General features: G+C 51.0%; 17 protein-coding genes. 2 read left to right on the top strand and 15 right to left on the bottom strand.

Annotation, left to right across the window (positions count from 1 at the left end; all coding sequences use genetic code 11):
• Positions 1–2 precede the first annotated feature (2 nt).
• The 4 genes from QMN38_RS06725 to tar are packed head-to-tail and all read right to left on the bottom strand — an operon-like array spanning position 3 to position 5232.
• Entirely contained in the window at positions 3–1052 is a 1050-nt protein-coding gene (locus tag QMN38_RS06725; protein ID WP_005127683.1) for a protein-glutamate methylesterase/protein-glutamine glutaminase, read from the bottom strand.
• Entirely contained in the window at positions 1049–1915 is an 867-nt protein-coding gene (gene cheR / locus QMN38_RS06720) for a protein-glutamate O-methyltransferase CheR (protein WP_271441777.1), read from the bottom strand. The genes QMN38_RS06725 and cheR overlap by 4 nt, the downstream gene beginning before the upstream one ends.
• A 19-nt stretch (positions 1916–1934) precedes the next feature.
• Positions 1935–3536 carry a methyl-accepting chemotaxis protein IV gene (tap, locus tag QMN38_RS06715; RefSeq protein ID WP_323604734.1) on the bottom strand — a complete coding sequence of 534 codons (1602 nt, stop codon included), beginning with the start codon at positions 3534–3536 and terminating at the stop codon, positions 1935–1937.
• A 43-nt stretch (positions 3537–3579) separates the two neighbouring features.
• Positions 3580–5232, bottom strand: coding sequence for a methyl-accepting chemotaxis protein II (gene tar, locus QMN38_RS06710; RefSeq protein ID WP_323604733.1), 1653 nt, complete (start codon positions 5230–5232; stop codon positions 3580–3582).
• Positions 5233–5639: 407 nt separating this feature from the next.
• On the opposite strand from tar, the gene QMN38_RS06705 reads away from it, so the two are divergent.
• Entirely contained in the window at positions 5640–6899 is a 1260-nt protein-coding gene (locus QMN38_RS06705; RefSeq protein WP_271442789.1) for a dicarboxylate/amino acid:cation symporter, read from the top strand.
• A gap of 76 nt (positions 6900–6975) precedes the next feature.
• On the opposite strand, the gene cheW is transcribed toward QMN38_RS06705, so the two are convergent.
• From cheW to flhD, 6 genes are all read right to left on the bottom strand, one after another.
• Positions 6976–7479: a chemotaxis protein CheW gene (gene cheW / locus QMN38_RS06700; protein ID WP_003034638.1), complete on the bottom strand. Its 504-nt coding sequence runs from the start codon at positions 7477–7479 to the stop codon at positions 6976–6978.
• Positions 7480–7500: 21 nt separating this feature from the next.
• Complete coding sequence (gene cheA, locus QMN38_RS06695; protein WP_271457015.1) at positions 7501–9552, bottom strand: chemotaxis protein CheA; 2052 nt, start codon at positions 9550–9552, stop codon at positions 7501–7503.
• A 4-nt stretch (positions 9553–9556) separates the two neighbouring features.
• On the bottom strand, positions 9557–10486 hold the full coding sequence (gene motB / locus QMN38_RS06690) for a flagellar motor protein MotB (protein ID WP_271442788.1): 930 nt from the start codon (positions 10484–10486) through the stop codon (positions 9557–9559).
• Entirely contained in the window at positions 10483–11370 is an 888-nt protein-coding gene (gene motA, locus QMN38_RS06685) for a flagellar motor stator protein MotA (RefSeq protein ID WP_005127691.1), read from the bottom strand. Before motA ends, motB begins: the two co-directional genes overlap by 4 nt.
• A gap of 124 nt (positions 11371–11494) precedes the next feature.
• The gene (flhC, locus tag QMN38_RS06680; protein ID WP_005127694.1) at positions 11495–12073 is read right to left on the bottom strand and encodes a flagellar transcriptional regulator FlhC; all 579 of its coding nucleotides are present in this window, start codon (positions 12071–12073) and stop codon (positions 11495–11497) included.
• A gap of 2 nt (positions 12074–12075) precedes the next feature.
• Positions 12076–12417, bottom strand: coding sequence for a flagellar transcriptional regulator FlhD (gene flhD / locus QMN38_RS06675; RefSeq protein ID WP_040232414.1), 342 nt, complete (start codon positions 12415–12417; stop codon positions 12076–12078).
• Positions 12418–13210: 793 nt separating this feature from the next.
• On the opposite strand from flhD, the gene uspC reads away from it, so the two are divergent.
• Positions 13211–13639, top strand: coding sequence for a universal stress protein UspC (uspC, locus tag QMN38_RS06670; RefSeq protein WP_271455731.1), 429 nt, complete (start codon positions 13211–13213; stop codon positions 13637–13639).
• On the opposite strand, the gene otsA is transcribed toward uspC, so the two are convergent.
• The 5 genes from otsA to QMN38_RS06645 all read right to left on the bottom strand — a co-directional run bounded on the left by otsA (position 13640) and on the right by QMN38_RS06645 (position 19624).
• The gene (otsA, locus tag QMN38_RS06665) at positions 13640–15061 is read right to left on the bottom strand and encodes an alpha,alpha-trehalose-phosphate synthase (protein ID WP_271457558.1); all 1422 of its coding nucleotides are present in this window, start codon (positions 15059–15061) and stop codon (positions 13640–13642) included.
• A complete protein-coding gene (gene otsB / locus QMN38_RS06660) occupies positions 15036–15839 on the bottom strand; it encodes a trehalose-phosphatase (protein ID WP_323604732.1) in 804 nt (267 codons plus the stop codon). The genes otsA and otsB overlap by 26 nt, the downstream gene beginning before the upstream one ends.
• A gap of 175 nt (positions 15840–16014) precedes the next feature.
• Positions 16015–17001: an arabinose ABC transporter permease AraH gene (araH, locus tag QMN38_RS06655; protein WP_271450580.1), complete on the bottom strand. Its 987-nt coding sequence runs from the start codon at positions 16999–17001 to the stop codon at positions 16015–16017.
• Between the two features lie 14 nt (positions 17002–17015).
• Positions 17016–18530: an arabinose ABC transporter ATP-binding protein AraG gene (araG, locus tag QMN38_RS06650; protein ID WP_323604731.1), complete on the bottom strand. Its 1515-nt coding sequence runs from the start codon at positions 18528–18530 to the stop codon at positions 17016–17018.
• Positions 18531–18634: 104 nt separating this feature from the next.
• The gene (locus tag QMN38_RS06645) at positions 18635–19624 is read right to left on the bottom strand and encodes an arabinose ABC transporter substrate-binding protein (RefSeq protein ID WP_005127705.1); all 990 of its coding nucleotides are present in this window, start codon (positions 19622–19624) and stop codon (positions 18635–18637) included.
• Positions 19625–19941 lie beyond the last annotated feature (317 nt).

Here is a 19941-nt window from a genome sequence, read left to right as displayed (position 1 = left end):
ATTCAAATACGTATTGCCTGTCCGGCACTGATTTTCGCCAGCATTTGCTGGCTTACCTGGCTAAGATCGACCACTTCGCTTACGCCACCCATATTGATGGCCTCGCGCGGCATGCCGAACACCACACAACTTGCTTCGTTTTGCGCAATGGTCCAGGCACCAGCCTGGTTCATCGCTAACATTCCGGCGGCCCCATCGTTGCCCATACCGGTCAGGATCACCCCGACGGCATTGCGCCCCGCATGTTTCGCCACCGAATGAAACAGCACATCCACTGAAGGCCGATGCCGGTTAACCGGCGGACCATCATGAATTTTGATCTGATAGTTCGCCCCGCTACGCGCCAGTTCCATATGCTTGTCGCCAGGGGCGATATACGCATGCCCTGGAAGCACGCGCTCTCCGTCTTCTGCCTCTTTCACGGTTATCTGACACAGTTTGTTCAGACGTTCGGCGAACGAACGGGTAAATCCTGGCGGCATATGCTGGGTAATAAGAATACCGGGACTTGAAAGCGGCAATGGCTGGAGTACATGACGAATTGCCTCTGTTCCTCCGGTTGATGCACCGATGACCAGCAGTTTTTCCGAACTGAGTAACGGCCCCGCCTTCAAGGTCGCTGGCGCTGCCGTGGGTTTGTGGGCGGCCAGTTTTGCGCGCGATGCAGTGCGGATTTTCTCCGCAATCATCTCGCTATACGCCAGCATTCCTTCGCGGATCCCCAGTTGAGGTTTGGTAACAAAGTCAATCGCCCCCAGTTCCAGGGCTCGCAGCGTGACCTCAGAACCTTTGCCAGTCAGTGAAGAGACCATCACCACGGGCATCGGACGCAGACGCATCAGTTTTTCAAGAAAATCGAGGCCGTCCATGCGCGGCATTTCAACATCCAGCGTCAGAACGTCGGGATTAAATTTTTTGATGAGATCCCGCGCAACCAAAGGATCAGGCGCTGTCGCAACCATCTCCATATCGCTGTGGCTGTTAATAATCTCGGTCATGATTTGACGCATCAATGCAGAATCATCAACCGACAATACCCTGATTTTACTCATGCTTTATCCTTACCTAGCGCATACACCGTCTGCCCGCGCAGGCTAAACTCGCGCACGAGGTTGCTAAAGTTTTCTGAATGACCGGCAAACAGCAGTCCGTCAGGTTTAAGGAGTGGAACAAAACGGTGCAAAATGTCCTGCTGAGTCGTTTTGTCAAAATAGATCATGACGTTACGACAGAATATGGCGTCGAACGGGCCTGGCACATTGTATTTTTTGTCCAGTAAGTTCACGCTGGAAAATTCAACATGGCTTGCCAGTTCTTGCCGTACACGTACCAGCCCTTCATGAGGTCCGGTACCGCGCATGAAATAGCGTTGCAGCTGCTGTGGCGACAACGTTTTTAGCTCGTCAAGGCGGTAAATACCGCTTCTTGCCTTTTCCAACACCTCAGTATCAATGTCGCTCGCAAAAACACGCCAGCGACCCGGTGCCATACCCAGGGTATCGGCCAACGTAATTGCAATACTGTAAGGTTCTTCTCCGGTAGACGCTGCCGCGCTCCAGACGCGATATTCACCGCTGCGTCGACGGGCGTGGTCAGACAGCACCGGAAAGTGATGCCCTTCGCGAAAAAAAGCGGTCAGGTTGGTGGTCAGGGAGTTAATAAAAGCCTGCCACTCAGCACTGTTCTGGTTGGCTTCCAGCATGCTGAGATAGCGACCAAAATCATCCAGTCCCAAGGTACGCAACCGGCGAACCAGGCGGTTATAGACCATGTCCCGCTTGTGGTCAGCCAGCACGATCCCCGCGCGCTGATAGATTAATTGACATATCCGACGAAAATGCGCGTCAGACAGCGCGAGGCGCTGTGTCATCTGTAACAATAATGACGTTTGCCCGGAGGGCAGAGATGATGTCATAGCGCCTTCTCAATCACATTCAGGATACAACGGGCACAACCTGCGGTTGCGCCAATTCTTGTTGTGTTACGGTTTGCTCTTCAAGCTTAAAAAACGCGACACAGGCGGAAAGATTATCTGCCTGGGTAGCTAACTGCTCAGTGGCGGCTGCCGCTTCTTCCACCAGCCCGGCGTTCTGCTGTGTGACAGAATCCATCTGGCTGACGGCTTGCGCCACCTGCTCAATGCCTCTGCGTTGTTCATCGGAGGCCGAGGCAATCTCCCCCATGATGTCGTTAACCCGGGTAACCGAGCTAACAATCTCTGTCATCGTGCGCGCCGCCATATCCACCAGTTGCGATCCCTGATGAACGCGGGTGACGGACTCTTCGATCAGCCCTTTAATTTCTTTCGCGGCCTGCGCGCTACGGCTTGCCAGATTGCGGACCTCTCCGGCGACCACGGCGAAACCGCGCCCCTGTTCACCGGCACGGGCAGCTTCTACCGCGGCGTTTAACGCCAGGATGTTGGTCTGGAAGGCAATGCTGTCAATCACACTGGTGATGTCACCTATCTTCTGCGAGCTGGCAGAAATCTCATGCATAGTGCTGGCAACCTTAACCGTCTGTTCCCCTCCTTTATGCGCTGTATCGGCCGCACTTTTGGCAATGCCTGAAGCTTGTCGCGCGTTATCCGCATTTTGCCCCACGGTGGCGGTAAGCTGTTCCATACTGGCTGCCGTTTGCGCCAGCGATGCCGCCTGCTGTTCAGTTCGCGAGGACAGATCGTTATTACCCATCGCGATTTCCGAGATCCCGGCATGCATTGCCGAGCTCCCCTGGCGTACCTCACTGACAGTCTCACGCAGTGCCTGTTGCATCGCTTTCAGGCTGGCAAAAATGGCTGAAATCTCATTACGGCCATATACCGCTATCGGTCGCGCCAGATTACCCGCCGCAATGCTGTCGAAATGGCTACCGATGATAGCCAGTGGCTGTACAATCATTTTTCGCGACCAGTACAGCGCTGCAGTCGTTAACAGTGCCGCCAGTACCAGCATGGTGGCGAAAATCACCCCGGACATATGGTAACTACGCTGGCTGTGGTCCTCTGCTTTTTGCAATACCTGGTTGATGTTGTTCTGCCACGCCGTAAAGTTTGCATCAAAGGCATCCTGTGAAGCCTGTACCGGCGCGGTCAAAAAATCCGACAACTGGTTATTTTCCAGCCAGGTTGCCTGGTGAACCAGATCGCTATGCCATTGACTGAAACTTTTCGCGGTTGCGCTTTGCAGCGCCTTCCCCTCTTCTGCCGTCTCTGTCGTCGCCATAAAGCGTTTAAACATCGATTCGGACTGGGCCAGGCTGTCCTGTGCAATCACCATCAGCGCTTTGATATCCTCTGGCGGATAGCTCAAAGCCGTCAGCGTTCCTGCTTTATTAAGGGCAGTACTGGCCTGTAATAACACAGCGCGGGTTTGCGCCAGCGCAGCGCGTTGCTGATTACTCTGTTCGACCTGGTTCAGGTTCTGAAAACCATCCCTAAATGCCCAGAAGGACAAGCCATTACTGCCAATCTGCAAAACACCACAGAGAATTAAAATCAAAAACAGCGTGGTCGAAATTCGAATACGATTAAACATCAACGCTCCCATCAGGCGGCGCAGGCCGCGGTTTAGCTGTCAGTCAAAATGTTTCCCAATGCGTATCTTGTTCGGTAGCGAGCTGGCGCGGTTGTGACGCCGGAGTCGATGTTGCAGGTAGTCGCGTCTTTGATGATGAAGGACGTGACGCGAGGCGGAATGTCGATACCGACTGGGTCAGGCGACTGGCCTGCTCCTCGAGTGCGGCAGCGGCAGCGGCCGACTCCTGCACCAGCGAGGCGTTCTGTTGCGTAACCCGGTCCATTTCAGACACAGCGAGCGCAACCTGATCTATCCCTCGACTTTGTTCATCGGATGCCGAGGCGATTTCCCCCATGATGTCGGTCACACGCGTGACCGCATTAACGATGTCATGCATGGTTTCCCCGGCGCTTTCTACCAATACAGAACCGGTATCAACCCGCGATACAGAATCTTCAATTAGCGCTTTAATCTCTTTTGCTGCCTGCGCACTGCGGCTTGCCAGGTTTCGCACTTCACCGGCAACGACGGCAAAACCACGGCCTTGTTCACCTGCACGCGCAGCTTCTACCGCCGCATTCAGCGCAAGAATGTTTGTCTGGAATGCAATGCCATCAATAACGCTAATGATGTCGGCAATTTTCTTCGAACTATCGGCGATTTCGTGCATGGTATTCACCACGCTATCAACCACTTTGCCGCCATGTTGTGCGGTGTCGGAGGCGCTTTTCGCCAGTTGAGAGGCCTGACGCGCATTGTCCGCATTTTGCTTCACGGTAGCCGTCAACTGTTCCATGCTGGCTGCTGTTTCTTCCAGCGCGGAAGCCTGTTGTTCGGTACGGGATGAAAGATCGGTGTTACCGCTGGCAATTTCACTGGTACCGGAATAAATCGCATCCGAACCTTCGCGCACCAGGGTTACTGTTTCGGTCAGCGAACGCTGCATATGATCGACCGTGCTGGCCAGTTCACCAATTTCATTACGGCCGCTTACAGCCAGAGTTGCGGTTAAGTTACCGCTGGCAATTTCACGGATATGCGCAATGACGCGGGACAAAGGGCTCAGCAAGGCATGACGGATGCCATACCACACCACCACCAGAATCAGTACCAGCACGACAGCCAGAATGCCGAGTTGCCATTGGGCAAAATGGTAATCGCTTGCGCTTTGATCGAAGGCCTGTCGGTAGAGTTTCTCGCTAACATCTGCATATTTACCTAACGCTTCACCGAGGGCGTTTTGCATGCCCTGAGTTGGTTGTGCAAAATATGCATCCATGTTGCCGTTTTCAAGGAACTGGACGAGCTCCACCAGGGCTGCATGGTACTGCTGATATTTTTCATCGACGTTGTCGCTGGCATCCGTCATATCAGGCAACGGCGTGATTTTTTTGAAATTAGCGTAATGCTTTTCGGCTTGCGCCAGCGACGTTTTCGCATTCTTAAGCAGATCGTTCTTCGCGCTGCTCTGCTGGTTGGACGCATCCATCATCATGCGCGCAGAGGAACGACTCAAATTGATGCGTGTTTGCAGCATCAGGTCCCATGTCGAGGTGAGTTCACTTTGCTGCTGTCGTAGATCGTTAGAAATAACAAAACTTTGCTGATTCTGCTGCAATGAAGAAAACAACAGACCACCGGAAACAAGCTGTAGCAGTGCGAAAACCCCCAGCACCATCATCAGCATTGTGACAACGCGGATACGGTTAAACATAAGGCACCTTCCTGAAAACGAGTTATCAACATTATCGGCATTCACTGAGATAACTTTACGTTTGCAAAAAGGAAATCCAGCAGGAAAGCAAGGCCCGGCGGGAGAAGGGAAAAACTGAGGAATAGAAACCACAACTCATTTACATAAAAACATCATAATTATCATGCAAATAACATTTTCAACCACCCTGTTTGACCACTATTTGTATTCCCCCCCTCCCTTTTCCTGTGATACCGATCACATAACCATCCGCCGAATACCACAACAAAACGGATAAAAAATTAAAAAAAGTTGTATCTGCCTGGGCTTTAATTCAATTTATATGATGAATACTTCGTTACCACTTAATAAGTATAAAAAATGAGTAACTGATTAATAAATGTTAAATCCTTACTGAGGGCTTTTTAGTGGCAAATGCAAACAAACTCACGCTCTTTATCGTGATCTTCATGCTGGCGGGGATCCTGTCGGGTGCGGTGATCCACACCTATGCCTCCCCCGGCGTCGTTACCGCCTGGGCTGATAATATTACGCTGCTCACCGACATCTTTTTGCGGCTGATAAAAATGGTCATCGCACCGTTAGTCTTCAGCACTCTGACCGTCGGAATCATGCGTCTGGGAGAAACCTCCACCATCGGGCGCGTTGGCGGCAAAGCGATGATCTGGTTTATCAGCTCGTCCGTGCTGTCTATTTTGGTTGGCCTGTTTGTTGTCTCACTTGAACAACCCGGGAGCGGGCTGAACCTGGCCATTCCACTGGAAGCTACTGACACCGGACTTGCCGTCGGCGGCATGAGCCTGAAAGGTTTTCTGTCTCATACCATTCCTACCAGTATTGCCGAAGCGATGGCGAATAATGAGATCCTACAAATTGTCGTGTTCTCAATGTTCTTCGGTATTGGTGGGGCATCGTTGGGAGAGAAATTTAACGCGCCGCTGGTCGCCGCACTGGATGTGGTTTCACACATTATGTTGAAAGTGACGGGCTATGTTATGTACGTCGCGCCGCTGGCAATTTTCGCCGCTATCTCTTCCGTTATCTCCACGCAGGGCCTGGGTATTCTGCTCAACTACGCGTCATTTATTGGCGGCTACTACGTCGCTATTCTGCTGACCTGCCTGGTCCTGTTGGCAGTGGGCTATCTGGTGCTGAAGAAAGAGGTGTTCCGCCTGGTCAGTATGCTCAAAGATCCGGTGTTGGTCGCCTTCACTACCAGCAGTTCGGAAGCGGCCTACCCTAAAACGCTGGAGCAATTAACCAAATTTGGCTGCTCACGTAACATCGTGTCGTTCGTACTGCCGATTGGCTATTCATTCAACCTGGTCGGTTCGATGGTGTACTGCTCGTTCGCCTCCATGTTTATCGCACAGGCTTATAACATCCACCTTTCCTTCGCGGAAATTACCGTGCTGATGCTGACATTGATGCTGGCGTCAAAAGGGATTGCTGGCGTACCGCGTTCAGCGCTGGTGGTGCTGGCGGCCACCATTCCAAGCTTTAATATTCCTGTTGCAGGGATCCTGTTACTGATGGGCATCGACCATTTCCTTGATATGGGGCGCTCAGCGATTAACGTATTGGGTAACGGAATTGCGACAGCGATGCTGGCGCAGAAGGAAGGGTTACTGGAAGCTGAACCTGAGCTGATTGAACGAGAAGCGTAAGGGGGAAGTCTGCCGTACGCGCTACGCTTATCCGGCCTGCAACAATAATCGTTGTAGGCCGGATTCGGTATGGCGATTACGCGACGTGACTGGCAGCAATATCTAACAGCGCCATTTCTTCGCTGTTCAGCAGTTTCTCAATATTCACCAGAATCAGCATCCGGTCACCCAACGCCCCCAGCCCGGTCAGATATTCCGTAGACAAGGTAACAGCAAATTCAGGCGCAGGACGGATTTGATCCGTCGTCAGCGACAGCACGTCGGATACACCATCAACAACGATTCCCACCACACGCTGACCCAGATTCAGGACAATCACGACGGTGTTTTCATTGTAATCCACATCGCTCTGGCTGAACTTCACACGCAGATCAACGATCGGCACAATCACGCCGCGCAGGTTAGTCACACCTTTAATAAAGGCTGGCGTATTGGCAATACGCGTAACTTGATCGTAGCCGCGGATTTCCTGCACTTTCAGGATATCGATACCGTACTCTTCATCCCCCAACGTAAACACGAGGAATTCCTGACCTGACGGTTCGCCGGCCAGTTTAGTTACATTACTCATACCGGTCATATTCTTCCCTTTCTTACTCAATCAGGCGGCTGTGATTGCCACACGTTGTTCGCGGTTTAACCCCTGCAATGCAGAGACATCGACAATCAGCGCGACGCTACCGTCGCCGAGGATCGTTGCTGCGGAAATGCCTGGCACTTTGCGGTAGTTGCTTTCCAGGTTTTTTACCACTACCTGATGTTGACCAATTAACTGATCGACCAGCAACGCGTAGCGACGCCCTGCACTTTGTAAAATCACTACAATACCCTGAGTTGCTTCAGTTTTTGCACCTTCAACCTCAAAGACTTTCCACAACTCAACCAGCGGTAAATACTCACCACGCACTTCCAGAACACGCTCTCCCCCGGCCAGCGGATGGAGATCTTCTTCCCGAGGTTGCAGAGACTCCATTACCGCATTCAGCGGCAGGATAAACACTTCATCGGCTACACGAACAGACATACCATCAAGGATAGCCAGCGTCAGCGGCAACAAAATACGGATGGTTGTGCCCTGGCCCTGTTTCGACTGGATCTCAACGTGCCCGCCCATCTCCTGGATATTTCGCTTCACCACGTCCATACCGACACCACGCCCGGAAACATCCGTTACCTGCTCGGCGGTTGAGAATCCCGGGGCGAAGATCAGCATGCCAACTTCGTCATCGCTCATGTTTTCGTGGATTGGCATCCCCTGGGAAATCGCTTTCGCCAGGATACGTTCGCGGTTCAGACCCGCGCCATCATCGGTCACTTCGATACAAATATTCCCGCCCTGGTGTTCGGCAGAGAGTGTCAGATTACCAATCGGACTTTTCCCGGATTCGATGCGTTTTTCCGGCAGTTCAATGCCGTGATCGAGACTGTTACGCACCAGGTGCGTCAACGGATCGATAATACGTTCGATCAGACTCTTATCCAGTTCGGTGGAGCTACCGACCTGGGTCAGTTCAACCTGTTTACCCAATTTACCCGCCAGATCGCGCACCAGGCGCGGGAAGCGGCTAAAAACATATTCCATCGGCATCATACGAATTGACATCACCGATTCCTGCAGATCGCGGGCGTTACGTTGTAACTGCCCCATGCTGGTGATGAGATCGCCATGATTTACCGGATCCAGTTCGTTCGAACGCTGAGCCAGCATTGACTGTGTGATGACCAGTTCACCCACCAGGTTAATCAGTTGATCGACCTTCTCAACCGCCACGCGGATACTGGTCGATTCACTGGCCCGCGCAGGTTTCTCACGCTCTGCTCGTCCATGCGGTGCTTCGTTGGCGGTCGCTTTGACCACCGGCGCAGGTGCTGGTGCAGCAACCGGCAGTGGCTGTGGTTCGACGACATCAGCAACAGCTGGCGTTTCTGCAGTAGTCGGCGCAGCAGTGATGGTTTCGAACTCAATCTGATCCGCTTCAATGACGAAGCAGAGCACAGCAATAATGTCATCTTCGGCGAGGCTACCGTCGATCGTAGCCGACAGCGTGTCAGCACCTTTGACCACATCGCTCAAGGTCGCCAGATTCCCCAGTTCCTCTTCCAGTAAATCGACTTCACTGGCTTTAAGGCGCGAGAGAATGATCCGCTTTTTGACCTCTTCAGCGGCAGGGGCGGCTTGTGCAACCACCTCGTCTTGTATCGCCGTGCTATCAACAACGCTCAATTTGGCGCTATTGACCACCGCGGGCGCGGTTTCACCTTTTGCTTCGAGCGCTAACTGTCGTAACGCATTACAAATGTACTCAAAGCTGGCGGCATCCGGCTCCTCTGAGTTTTTATAGGCGTCGAGCTGTTCCTGCATAATATCTTTCGTTTCCAAAAACAGGTTGATAATGTCGGCATTGAGCTGCATCTCGCCACGCCGCGCTTCATCCAGCAGGTTTTCCATCAGATGGGTCGTTTCCTGCAAAATGGTAAAGCCGAAAGTGCCCGCCCCGCCTTTAATCGAGTGCGCTGCACGAAAAATGGCATTCAGCTGTTCGGAGTCCGGGGCTTCAGGCACCAGATCCAGCAGGTGTTGCTCCATGTCAGCCAACAGTTCGTCAGCTTCATCAAAAAATGTCTGATAAAAATCGCTAATATCCATGCTCACGCTATCACCTCGGATTGGCTGGTGGCGATGTGGGAACGCTTGCCGGCGGCACCGCCGCGGGCTGTTGTAAGACACTTACCGGCTCATTCTGGCTTTCAGCGTTTTCATGCAAAATGGCCTCTTCGGCCTGCTTATTCAGAACCAGCAGGCTTATACGGCGGTTGATGGCGTCCTCGGGACCGCGATCGCTCAGACGCATCGTGGCGGCCATACCTACCACCCGTAATACTTTTCCATCATCCAGTCCACCGCTGACCAACTCGCGACGCGATGCATTGGCGCGATCGGCTGACAGTTCCCAGTTGCTATATCCCTTCTCACCGTTGGCATAGGGATAATCATCTGTATGACCAGAAAGACTGATACGGTTTGGGATCCCGTTCAGTACGGGCGCAATCGCCCGCAAAATATCACGCATGTAAGGTTCAACCTCTGCGCTTCCGGTTTTAAACATCGGGCGGTTCTGACTGTCGATAATCTGTATCCGCAGCCCTTCCTGGACTAAATCAATTTTCAGATGTGGGCGCAGTGCGCGTAGCTTAGGGTCGGATTCAATCAGCTGATCGAGATCGCCACGTAGCTTGCTCAGGCGGCTTTGCTCCATACGCTTTCTCAGGTCATCAATGTTGGGCTGCTTGTTTACTTCCCCCTGCTGCTGGGTGTAATCATCACCCCCACCGGGAATTGGGCTTTGGCTGTTCGAGATCCGATTTCCCCCCGTCACCGCAGTAGCCAGCGGTGTACGGAAATATTCGGCAATTTGAATCAGTTCTTTAGGGCTGGAGATGGAAATAAGCCACATCACCAGAAAGAAGGCCATCATCGCGGTCATAAAATCGGCGTAGGCAATTTTCCACGAACCATGCGCCCCACCACCGTGATTTTTATGTTTACGTCGCTTTACGACGATAATGGGATGGGCCTGATTTTTCATGCGTCCTCGGTCGTCTGCTGCGCTGCTGGATTTCTCACTGCACGAACATGCTCTTCCAGTTCGATAAACGAAGGACGCTCGCTGGAATACAACGTCTTACGACCAAACTCAACCGCAATCGGTGGCGCGTAGCCATTCAGATTGGAGAGCAGAGTGATCTTCACACACTGCATCATCTTGGTTGTTTCAGCGCTTTTCTGTCGCAGGACGCTGGCGAGTGGGGAAATAAATCCATAGGCCAGTAAAATACCGAGGAATGTCCCTACCATGGCATGTGCAATCAGAGCACCCAGTTCAGCCGCCGGACGATCGGCAGAAGCCAGCGCATGCACAACCCCCATCACCGCAGCCACGATCCCGAACGCTGGCAATGAGTCACCGACCATCGCAAGACTGTTAGCCGGAACTTCGGCCTCACTTTCATGCGTCTCAATCTCTTCGTCCATCAGCGCTTCAATTTCAAACGTATTCATGTTGCCGCTGATAATCAGACGCAGGTAATCGACAATAAAATCAAGCATCACTGCATCCGCAAGAATACGCGGATAGCTGGCGAAAATTTCACTCTCTTTTGGATTTTCGATATCGCGTTCAAGCGAGAACATGCCTTGCTGACGTGACTTAGCCATCAGGCGGTAGAGTAACGCCAGCAGGTCCATATACATGGCTTTGGTATATTTCGAACGCCGAAAAAGCAACGGGATCGCTTTCATCGTCCCTTTGATGGCTTTACCGTTGTTGCCAACAATGAATGCCCCGATACCTGCGCCACCGATGATCACCAGCTCAGCCGGTTGATAGAGTGCCCCAAGGTGTCCGCCGGTCATCATGTAACCGCCGAAAACTGTACCAATAACAACCAGGTAACCTAATAAGATAAGCACGACATCATCCTTTCGCAATTGACTATGACAGGATGCGCAGTTGGGCAGTTAACTCATGGTCAGGACAAAAAAAAGCAGCGGTAATCGCTTACCGCTGCTGGAGTGTTTATCCACACCGTATCAGTTAAACAGCCTGTTCGATCTGTTCATCCAGCAGTTGTGGAATAATATCGGCAGCATTCTGGGAAAGTTTACGTCTTTTTACGGCTCGCGATGGCGGCTGACATAAACTGCAGGCAAAGCTGCCTGCGGGTTGGTGCGCGTGGGTAATAAAATTTCCGCCGCAGCAGTTACAGGCGGACAATTCAAGCAAACCACTGTCAACAAAACGGACAAGGGTCCACGCACGAGTAAGCGCCAACAATGGCCCTTCTTCTGGCTGCGGGCACTGCTCAAGATATAACCGATACGCCTTAATCACAGCATCCACGCCGCTACACAAACCGGTTTTAAGTAGAAATTGCCATGCATTACAAAACATCGATGCATGAATATTTTGTTCCCACGTCATAAACCAGTCGGTGGAAAACGGAAGCATCCCTTTTGGCGGAGGACTACCGCGTAATTCTTTGTACAGCTTGATGAGTCGGCCACGGCTTAATTGCGTTTCGCTTTCCAGCATTTGCAAACGGGCGCCCAATGTGATTAATTCCATCGCTAACTGGATATCACGCGCTTCCTGAACAATGCTTTTTTCGCTCATCATCAAGCCCTTTTCTTACGCGCTGCGTCATCAATGTCGTTAAGCAGGCGTGTTGAAAGCATGATACCGGTATGAATTTGCTGAAGATCGTCAACGCGGGAATCTTGCGTCAAACGCGTTACAGTCTGATGATCGTCGAAACGGAAATGGCATACCAGTTGATTGGTTTCAGCCAATTTGACCATTTGAGGAAGTGTTAATGTTGCCAATGTATCCGCCATCTCTTCGCTGATACCCAAGCGGAACATTGCAGATGCTTTGTCCTGAACGATCAAACGCTGTGCAAGCAATAAATACGACAAATTGATGTCATAAATGTGTTTCAGCAACTCGGATGTATGCATTATTTGCATCCATAATAACCAACATTATTTTCATGCGGCAGAACCGCACCCCGTGATGTCGCCGGGAAGGCCCGGTAAAAAAAAGCAAAAGGTCAAATACATAGCAACGTGATGGCGCTTACGCGTTGTCTAAACATTCCTTTCTTAGAATGCCGCGTCCCTTACAAGCTCACATCATTTCTTACAAATGTCTAAGATTTTTCCTAATTCGACGCAACTCTACCCGCCACCCGTTACACATACAACGTAGCCATGCTGCGAATTTAAAGAATATGTGACGCAGATCACATAATCAAGCTAAACACTTAACATAAATCCATCAGCCCAGCTTTTACTTTGGCTATTTTTTAAACCATCGTTATCTCATTCAATTCCAGCCATACGAATAATCTTGCAATAAAAGCGAATAGTATTCTGTTCACGCACGTTAATATCACGCACTGAAATAGCGAGCTGGATCACAGATTTAATATGAAATACCTTTTCAATTAAATCCTTAACAAACAATAACTTAAATATTAAGACTGATTAATTAATACCGGGCTGTGATAACCGTTTAAATGTTAATGGATGTGTACTTTTTATTAACAGATTGTTTTTATTAGAGAGGAGTTTAACTTAAATCAACCGAACGAATTTACAGCTTATATGAAGTGATTATTCTATTTATAAGAATAATTAATGAATAATCATGATGACATTCACACAATTACCATACGAAACGTAGCACTATGGTGGTATACGATTAAAACTGAAGAGTTCTCTCATAATTCATGAAAAAAAGGAGCGAGTTATGAGCTATGCGCACATTCTTGTCGCTGTTGCCGCTACCCCCGAAAGCCACCAGCTGTTAGCAAAGGCGGTTTCAATCGCTCGCCCTGTCAACGCCCGCATTAGTCTGATAACCCTGGTCTCAGATCCCGAACTGTATAACCAGTTTGCCGCCCCAATGCTGGAAGATCTGCGTGAAGTGATGCAAGAAGAAACCCAGAATTTTATCGATCAGTTAAGCAAAGAAGCGCAGTACCCTATTGAGCACACGTTTATTACCTATGGCGCATTGAACGAACACATTCTGGATGTATGCCGCAAGCACGCGGTTGATCTGGTGATTTATGGCAACCATAACCACAGTTTCTTTTCGCGAGCGTCCTGCTCAGCGAAAAGCGTTGTCAGCGCAAGCCAGGTTGATGTGTTGCTGGTGCCGCTTGCGGGCGATTAATCACCCCAGTTTGCTGCAGGCTGTCTGCGAGTCAGGCGACAGATTTTCCGTATGACGCGATGCGACGTTCTTCAGATCGCAAATGAATCTCGCCTGCCAGTTATTGATATCATTTTTAACGATAGTCTGCAGCATTGCGGCATGACGTGAAATACGTTCGGCAAGTGGCATCGTCAGAGCCTGGTTTAATGCGCCTGCGACATCATCCCGATCATAAGGGTTTACAATGAGTGCAGAAGTCAGCTCATTCGCTGCTCCGGCAAACTGCGACAGCACCAGGACACCAGGATTGGCAGGGTCTTGTGCGGCGATATACTCCTTTGCTACCAGATTCATGCCATCGCGCAGTGGCGTCACCAGTCCGACATCAGAGTAGCGAAAGACCTTCATCAGTAATTTACGGTCAAAATACTGATTCAGGTAGTACAGCGGTGTCCAGCCCAGTTGCCCGTATTTACCATTGATCCGCCCGGCCTCGGTCTCTAACTGGTGACGAATATCCTGATAAGCCTGAACTTCCTCACGCGAAGTCGGTGCTATCTGCGTATAACGAATCTTACCGTGATGCTGTGGAAACTGTTCCAACAGCGCCTCATAGGCCTGAAAACGTTCCGGCAGGCCTTTGGAGTAATCCAGCCGCTCAACAGAAAAGATATTTTTCACATTTTTAAGTTCTGCTTTTAACTGTGCCAGTTTCGGCGGTAGCGGTCCTGATGCTTGCCGTGCTATCTCCTCAGGTGCAATACCAATAGGATAAACTTCCGTGCGGAACGCTTTCCCCCAGGCCAGATGCTGTTTCTCACTGAGCGTAGTTACCTGAGTTTGCGCCGCCAGACAGTCAAGAAAGGCCTGGCGATCGTTGTCGGTTTGAAAGCCCAATAAATCAAAGTCACACAGTTGCTCAAGTAGCGCCTGATGTGGCGGCAACGCATTGAAAATTTCGGGTGTTGGAAAAGGAATATGCAGAAAAAAACCGATGCGATTATTCACACCACGTTTGCGTAGCTCGCAGGCAAAAGGTAACAAGTGATAATCGTGAACCCAGATAATATCGTCATCACTAAGCAGTGGCAGCAGCTTATCAACCAGTAAGGCATTAACCCGCTGGTAGCCTTCCCAGGCACTACGCTGAAACTGTACCAGGTCCAGTCGATAATGGAACGCAGGCCACAACACGGCATTCGAAAACTGGCAATAATACTCTTCGTAATCCTGTTCGCTCAGATTAAACGATGCCCAGGTGATGTTGCCACGGGTAACTTTTTTTAATGGCTGCTCCCCATTGCCTGTATCACCGCTCCAGCCGAACCACAGGCCGCCAGCAGCCTTCAGTGCGCCCAGCACACCTACAGCAAGACCGCCAGCGCTGCCTTTGTCATCCGGTGAGGCAATGCGGTTAGATACTACGACTAAACGACTCATAGCCACCTCTCCTGTCATTCGTTGCGTCTTGTTCCTGCTGCGGACAGTTGATTTGTTCCAGCCAATGCCAGACGTCTCTGACGGCAGCCAGACGCCATGTAGCCTGAGTCTCCCCGCTTCCCACTTTTACCGAGATACCGCCGGCGCGATTGACCACAGCAAAACCTGTTTCATCGGTCAGATCATCACCCACAAAAACAGGTGTCCGTCCGACAAACGGTGCTTCCTGCAGAAATGCCGCAATTGCGTCTCCTTTATTGGTGTCCTGAGATTTGATTTCCACAACACACTTTCCGGGCTGTAATGCCAGTTGTGGCCAGATATGGGTAATACGTTCAGCCAACGCCAGCAGAGCGGCCTCATGTTCAGGCGCCTGCCGGTAGTGCAGAGCAAAAGCCATGCCTTTTGTTTCAAGCGTTGTCCCCGGTAATGTCGCCAGCGCCGCATGCAATAACGCCCCCGCTTCGCGCTCAACCGCCGCAGGCAAATGCACAATATGGGTTTGACCATTGATGTCACGGCGTTCTGCCCCATGCACCCCGGCGAGCGGGAAACGATATGGGGTGGTGAGTGCGTCAAGCTCTGCCATTGAGCGCCCTGAAATCAATGCCAGAGCACCCGCATTTTGCGTGGCCAGGCGATGTAATAACTGCAGAATTGTCTGTGGAACTACAACCTGATCAGGATGCGGTTTGATTTCAGCCAGTGTTCCATCGAGATCGAAAAAATAAGCACAATTTGTGGGATGCTCAGGGGGTAAGGTTAGCGATGCTGTCACCCGATTCTCCTCCTCGTCATGGTCTGTACGCCGCGCGGATCGCGCCGTATATAGGATGTATGACGGGTATAAGTATAGACAGTGTGACCGTGCTCGCCATTTAGAAAAACAATCGCCAGCCGGGTAGCGGCTGGCGATATGCAGAAGCTAGACTAAAAAGTTGGGATTTGAATCATCAAACAGTACGCTTAGCTTTTTGTTTGTAGCGGTCGAAGATCACTGCCGCCAGCAGGATCAAACCTCGCACCACATACTGTGCGAATGGCGAGATATTCAGCAGGTTCATCGCATTCTCGACCGTCCCCAAAATTAACACCCCTGCGACGACATATGAGATTTTTCCGATGCCGCCTTTGAGCGAAACGCCGCCTAACACACAGGCAGAAATCACGATCAGCTCATAACCAATAGAGGTCATCGGTTGGCCGCTGGTCATACGTGATGCCAGGATAATCCCCGCAACGGCGGATACCAGACCGGAAAGAATGAAGATAATAATCTTCGTGCGAACGACCGGCACCCCAGCCAGACGTGCAGCTTCCTCATTGCCCCCAATCGCCAACGTATTGCGACCAAACGTGGTTTTATTCAACAGCAGGCCAAAAACAATAAAGCAGCCCACGGTTAACCAGATCGGTGCAGGCAGCCCTAACCAGTTGGCATAGCCAAGCGTAAAGAAGCGTTCGTCTTCGATACCCACTGCTTTACCGTCAGAGATAATGTAGGCCAGACCGCGAACAATTTGCATGGTAGCGAGCGTCGTGATCAGCGCGTTAATTTTTAAACGCGCAATCACGAAACCATTCACCAGACCGCACAGAACACCGAGCAACAACCCAGCCGCCACGCCAATCCACAGGCTTTCGGTCATATTAATGACCACTGCAGTCGTCACCCCTGCGCAAGCAATAACGGACGCTACCGAGAGATCAAAATCGCCGGATGCCAGGCAAAATAACATCCCGCACGCCACCATACCCGACATAGATACCGCCAGACCCAGCCCCTTCATATTGATGAAAGTCGCAAAGTTCGGCACAAAAATAGCGCAAACCAGGAACAACACGGCAAATACCACCAGCATCCCGTATTGATCCCAAATTCGGCCAAAATTTAACGCCGACTTCGCAGCGCCTGAACCCGATGTAGAAACGGAAGACATCATATTCTCCTTATTCAGGCGACTGCCTGGCTGACTTTAGGCATAGCAAGGCTCAGCGCCTGGCGTTCATCCGCCTGTTCATGAAGTAATTCACCTGCGATCTCACCTTCTCTCATCACCACAATGCGGTCGGCGACGCCAAGAACTTCCGGCAGGTCACTGGAGGCAAACAGCACGGCAACACCGCGCGCAGCCAGGGCATAAATCACGTTATAAATTTCATGTTTCGCGCCAACATCAATGCCGCGGGTGGGCTCATCCAACAAAATTACTTTCATCTCTTCCGATAACCAACGCCCCAGAATAGCCTTTTGCTGATTACCGCCAGAGAGGTTCATGATCAGTTGCTCTGCACCCGGCGTTTTGATGTTAAGTGAGCGGATATGATGGTCAGCATTGGTCTCTTCCCAACCGTTGTTGATCAGACATCCCCCCATGACATGTTTACGGCGCGCACTAATATTGATGTTGTTGCGTACCGAATGGACCGGGATGATCCCTTCGGCTTTGCGATCCTCCGGACACAGCATCATGCCTGCTTCAATGGCGTGACTGGGTTTGCGGATATCTATCGCTTGTCCGTCAATAAACACCTGGCCTTGTGTGATGCGTGTCCCGCCAAACAGACCTTTCATTAATTCGCTACGTCCGGCACCCACCAGGCCGAACAGTCCGACGATTTCACCACTACGCACCGATAAGCTGATCGGAGTGCGCACGCCTGGGGCTTTTACCTCATGCAGGCGCAGACGCTCCGCACCGTAAGGTCTGGCCTTCCAGCCGTAGATGTCCCCAAGATCACGCCCCACCATCGCCTGGACCAGTGCGTCGTGATCAACCTGCTGCATGTCCGTAAACGTTTTGACGTACTGGCCATCCTTAAACACGGTTATGGCATCGCTCAGCGCGAAAATCTCCTCCATACGGTGCGAAACGTACAGAATGATGCGGCCCTCGTTGCGTAGCTCACGAATCACGCGAAACAGATTGTCAATCTCCCTGGCGGAAAGAGAGCTGGTGGGTTCATCAAAAGCGATAATTTTGGCGTTACGCGCCAGCGCCTTAGCAATCTCCACCATTTGCCACTGACCGATGGAGAGATATTTCAATGGAGTATCAGGATCGATATCCATCCCCAGATGTTTTAACTGCAGGCCCGCTTCGTAGTTCAACAGCGAGCGGTTCACAATCCCACCCTTATGCGGAAGCTGCCCTAAGTAAATGTTCTCGGCGACGGTCATTTCCGGCACCAGATGCAGTTCCTGGTAAATAATGGCGACACCGGCGTTCAGCGCAGTGGTTGTGTCCGCAAACGAAACCTCCTGTCCGTGGATCGCTATAGATCCCGTGGTTGGCGCGTAGTTTCCGCTGAGAATTTTTAATAATGTTGATTTCCCGGCGCCATTTTCACCCATCAGTGCATGCACCTGCCCGGCATAACAGTCGAAACTGATATCCGTTAGCGCTTTTACGCCAGGGAAGGTTTTGCCAATGCCGCGAAATGAGAGATACGGGGTAGACTGTTGCATAACGTCTCCGTGGATCTAAACGGTTGCCGGATGGCGGCGTAGCCTTATCCAGCCTACAAAGGGCGTTTTTGTAGGCCGGATAAGATCGTTTTACGGCAGTTGCGTTATTTGCCGCCTAAGCCTTTTTTCGCCAGTTCTTCTTTGAAGTTGTCGCGAGTAATCAGCACCACATCGGTAACTTCAGTAAACACCGGCGGTTCTGCGCCTTTGGTGACCCAGTTGTAGAGCATTTCGCTGGATTTATAACCGTGAACGTCCGGGCTAGGCAGCAGTGAACCGTAGAATCCGGTGGCTTCCGCTTTGGAGAGTTCGCTAATGGCATCAACACCGTTAATACCGATACCAATAACGTTTGCTGCTTTAAACCCCTGCCCTTCGGTAGCACGCACGCCACCCAGCACAGTGTTGTCGTTCATCCCGACAATCAGCCAGTGTTTAACTTCAGGATGTTGAACCAGCATGGAGTTTGCGGCGTCGAATGCGCCAGGGATATCATTTGATTTGGTTGGGACCTGGTAGATCTGTTTTTCCGGGAAGCCTGCAGCTTTAAGCGCTTCCATCGAACCCGATGTACGACGGCGCGCGGTATCCAGTTCGTTGGCGGTAATCGCCATTACAGCGGAAGATTTCACATCCCAGCCACGTTTCTGCATCTCTTTGTACAGTTCCTGGCCCTGGCGTTCACCAATTTTGGTTGCTGCCATCATCACCAATGGCACGGTATCCATAGGCTTACCTTTCGCATTGGCGAACTGATCGTCAACCGCGATGACTTTCATGTCATAGCCACGCGCTTTTGCCATAATAGCAGGCCCGAGTTTCGGGTCCGGCGTACAAATTACAAATCCTTTTGCACCACTTGCCGCCAGGCTGTCGATAGCATTCAGGGTTTTCTCTCCGTCTGGAACGGCGATTTTAATAACTTCAAACCCAAGGTCTTTACCGGCTTTATCTGCAAACTTCCACTCCGTCTGGAACCAGGGTTCTTCCGGTTGTTTGACCAGAAAACCGAGCTTCATGGATTCAGCGATAGCGGATTGTGACATAATGGCGGCCAGACCGATGGCCGCCAGCGCTTTAGTGAATTTGTGCATGGTTAACTCCAGCTTTAACGTTCTTTTATGTAGGGTAAAATCAAACGATTTTTTGTAATCCGGACGTAAAACAAAGCATTACCTTTTACTGATAAGATCAATGCCAGTGCTGAGAGTAGTTTTAGCGGGAAATTGATTCTCCATAAGAGAGCGGCATCACACCCTAGAATTACAGTAGTTGCGTACATAAATTCAGCGGGAAATGACATAAAAAAACACAATTTTCAGAATAGGAAAAATAAGAAATAGCAGATTAATCCATAACCTCAGCCAGTGAATCCTTGTTCCCGAATATCGAAACATCCGGGAGTCCAATG

This window comes from Citrobacter sp. R-1.5.2, assembly GCF_035064245.1.
Classification (GTDB): Bacteria; Pseudomonadota; Gammaproteobacteria; order Enterobacterales; family Enterobacteriaceae; genus Citrobacter.
This window is presented reverse-complemented; position numbering and strand designations above follow the sequence as displayed.

What these genes read in the sequence shown, in the direction of transcription:
- QMN38_RS06725 (WP_005127683.1), bottom strand. Translation starts at nt 1,052, where the DNA reads ATGAGTAAAATCAGGGTATTGTCGGTTGATGATTCTGCATTGATGCGT.
- cheR (WP_271441777.1), bottom strand. Translation starts at nt 1,915, where the DNA reads ATGACATCATCTCTGCCCTCCGGGCAAACGTCATTATTGTTACAGATG.
- tap (WP_323604734.1), bottom strand. Translation starts at nt 3,536, where the DNA reads ATGTTTAATCGTATTCGAATTTCGACCACGCTGTTTTTGATTTTAATT.
- tar (WP_323604733.1), bottom strand. Translation starts at nt 5,232, where the DNA reads ATGTTTAACCGTATCCGCGTTGTCACAATGCTGATGATGGTGCTGGGG.
- cheW (WP_003034638.1), bottom strand. Translation starts at nt 7,479, where the DNA reads ATGACCGGTATGAGTAATGTAACTAAACTGGCCGGCGAACCGTCAGGT.
- motB (WP_271442788.1), bottom strand. Translation starts at nt 10,486, where the DNA reads ATGAAAAATCAGGCCCATCCCATTATCGTCGTAAAGCGACGTAAACAT.
- flhC (WP_005127694.1), bottom strand. Translation starts at nt 12,073, where the DNA reads ATGAGCGAAAAAAGCATTGTTCAGGAAGCGCGTGATATCCAGTTAGCG.
- flhD (WP_040232414.1), bottom strand. Translation starts at nt 12,417, where the DNA reads ATGCATACATCCGAGTTGCTGAAACACATTTATGACATCAATTTGTCG.
- uspC (WP_271455731.1), top strand. Translation starts at nt 13,211, where the DNA reads ATGAGCTATGCGCACATTCTTGTCGCTGTTGCCGCTACCCCCGAAAGC.
- otsA (WP_271457558.1), bottom strand. Translation starts at nt 15,061, where the DNA reads ATGAGTCGTTTAGTCGTAGTATCTAACCGCATTGCCTCACCGGATGAC.
- araH (WP_271450580.1), bottom strand. Translation starts at nt 17,001, where the DNA reads ATGTCTTCCGTTTCTACATCGGGTTCAGGCGCTGCGAAGTCGGCGTTA.
- araG (WP_323604731.1), bottom strand. Translation starts at nt 18,530, where the DNA reads ATGCAACAGTCTACCCCGTATCTCTCATTTCGCGGCATTGGCAAAACC.
- QMN38_RS06645 (WP_005127705.1), bottom strand. Translation starts at nt 19,624, where the DNA reads ATGCACAAATTCACTAAAGCGCTGGCGGCCATCGGTCTGGCCGCCATT.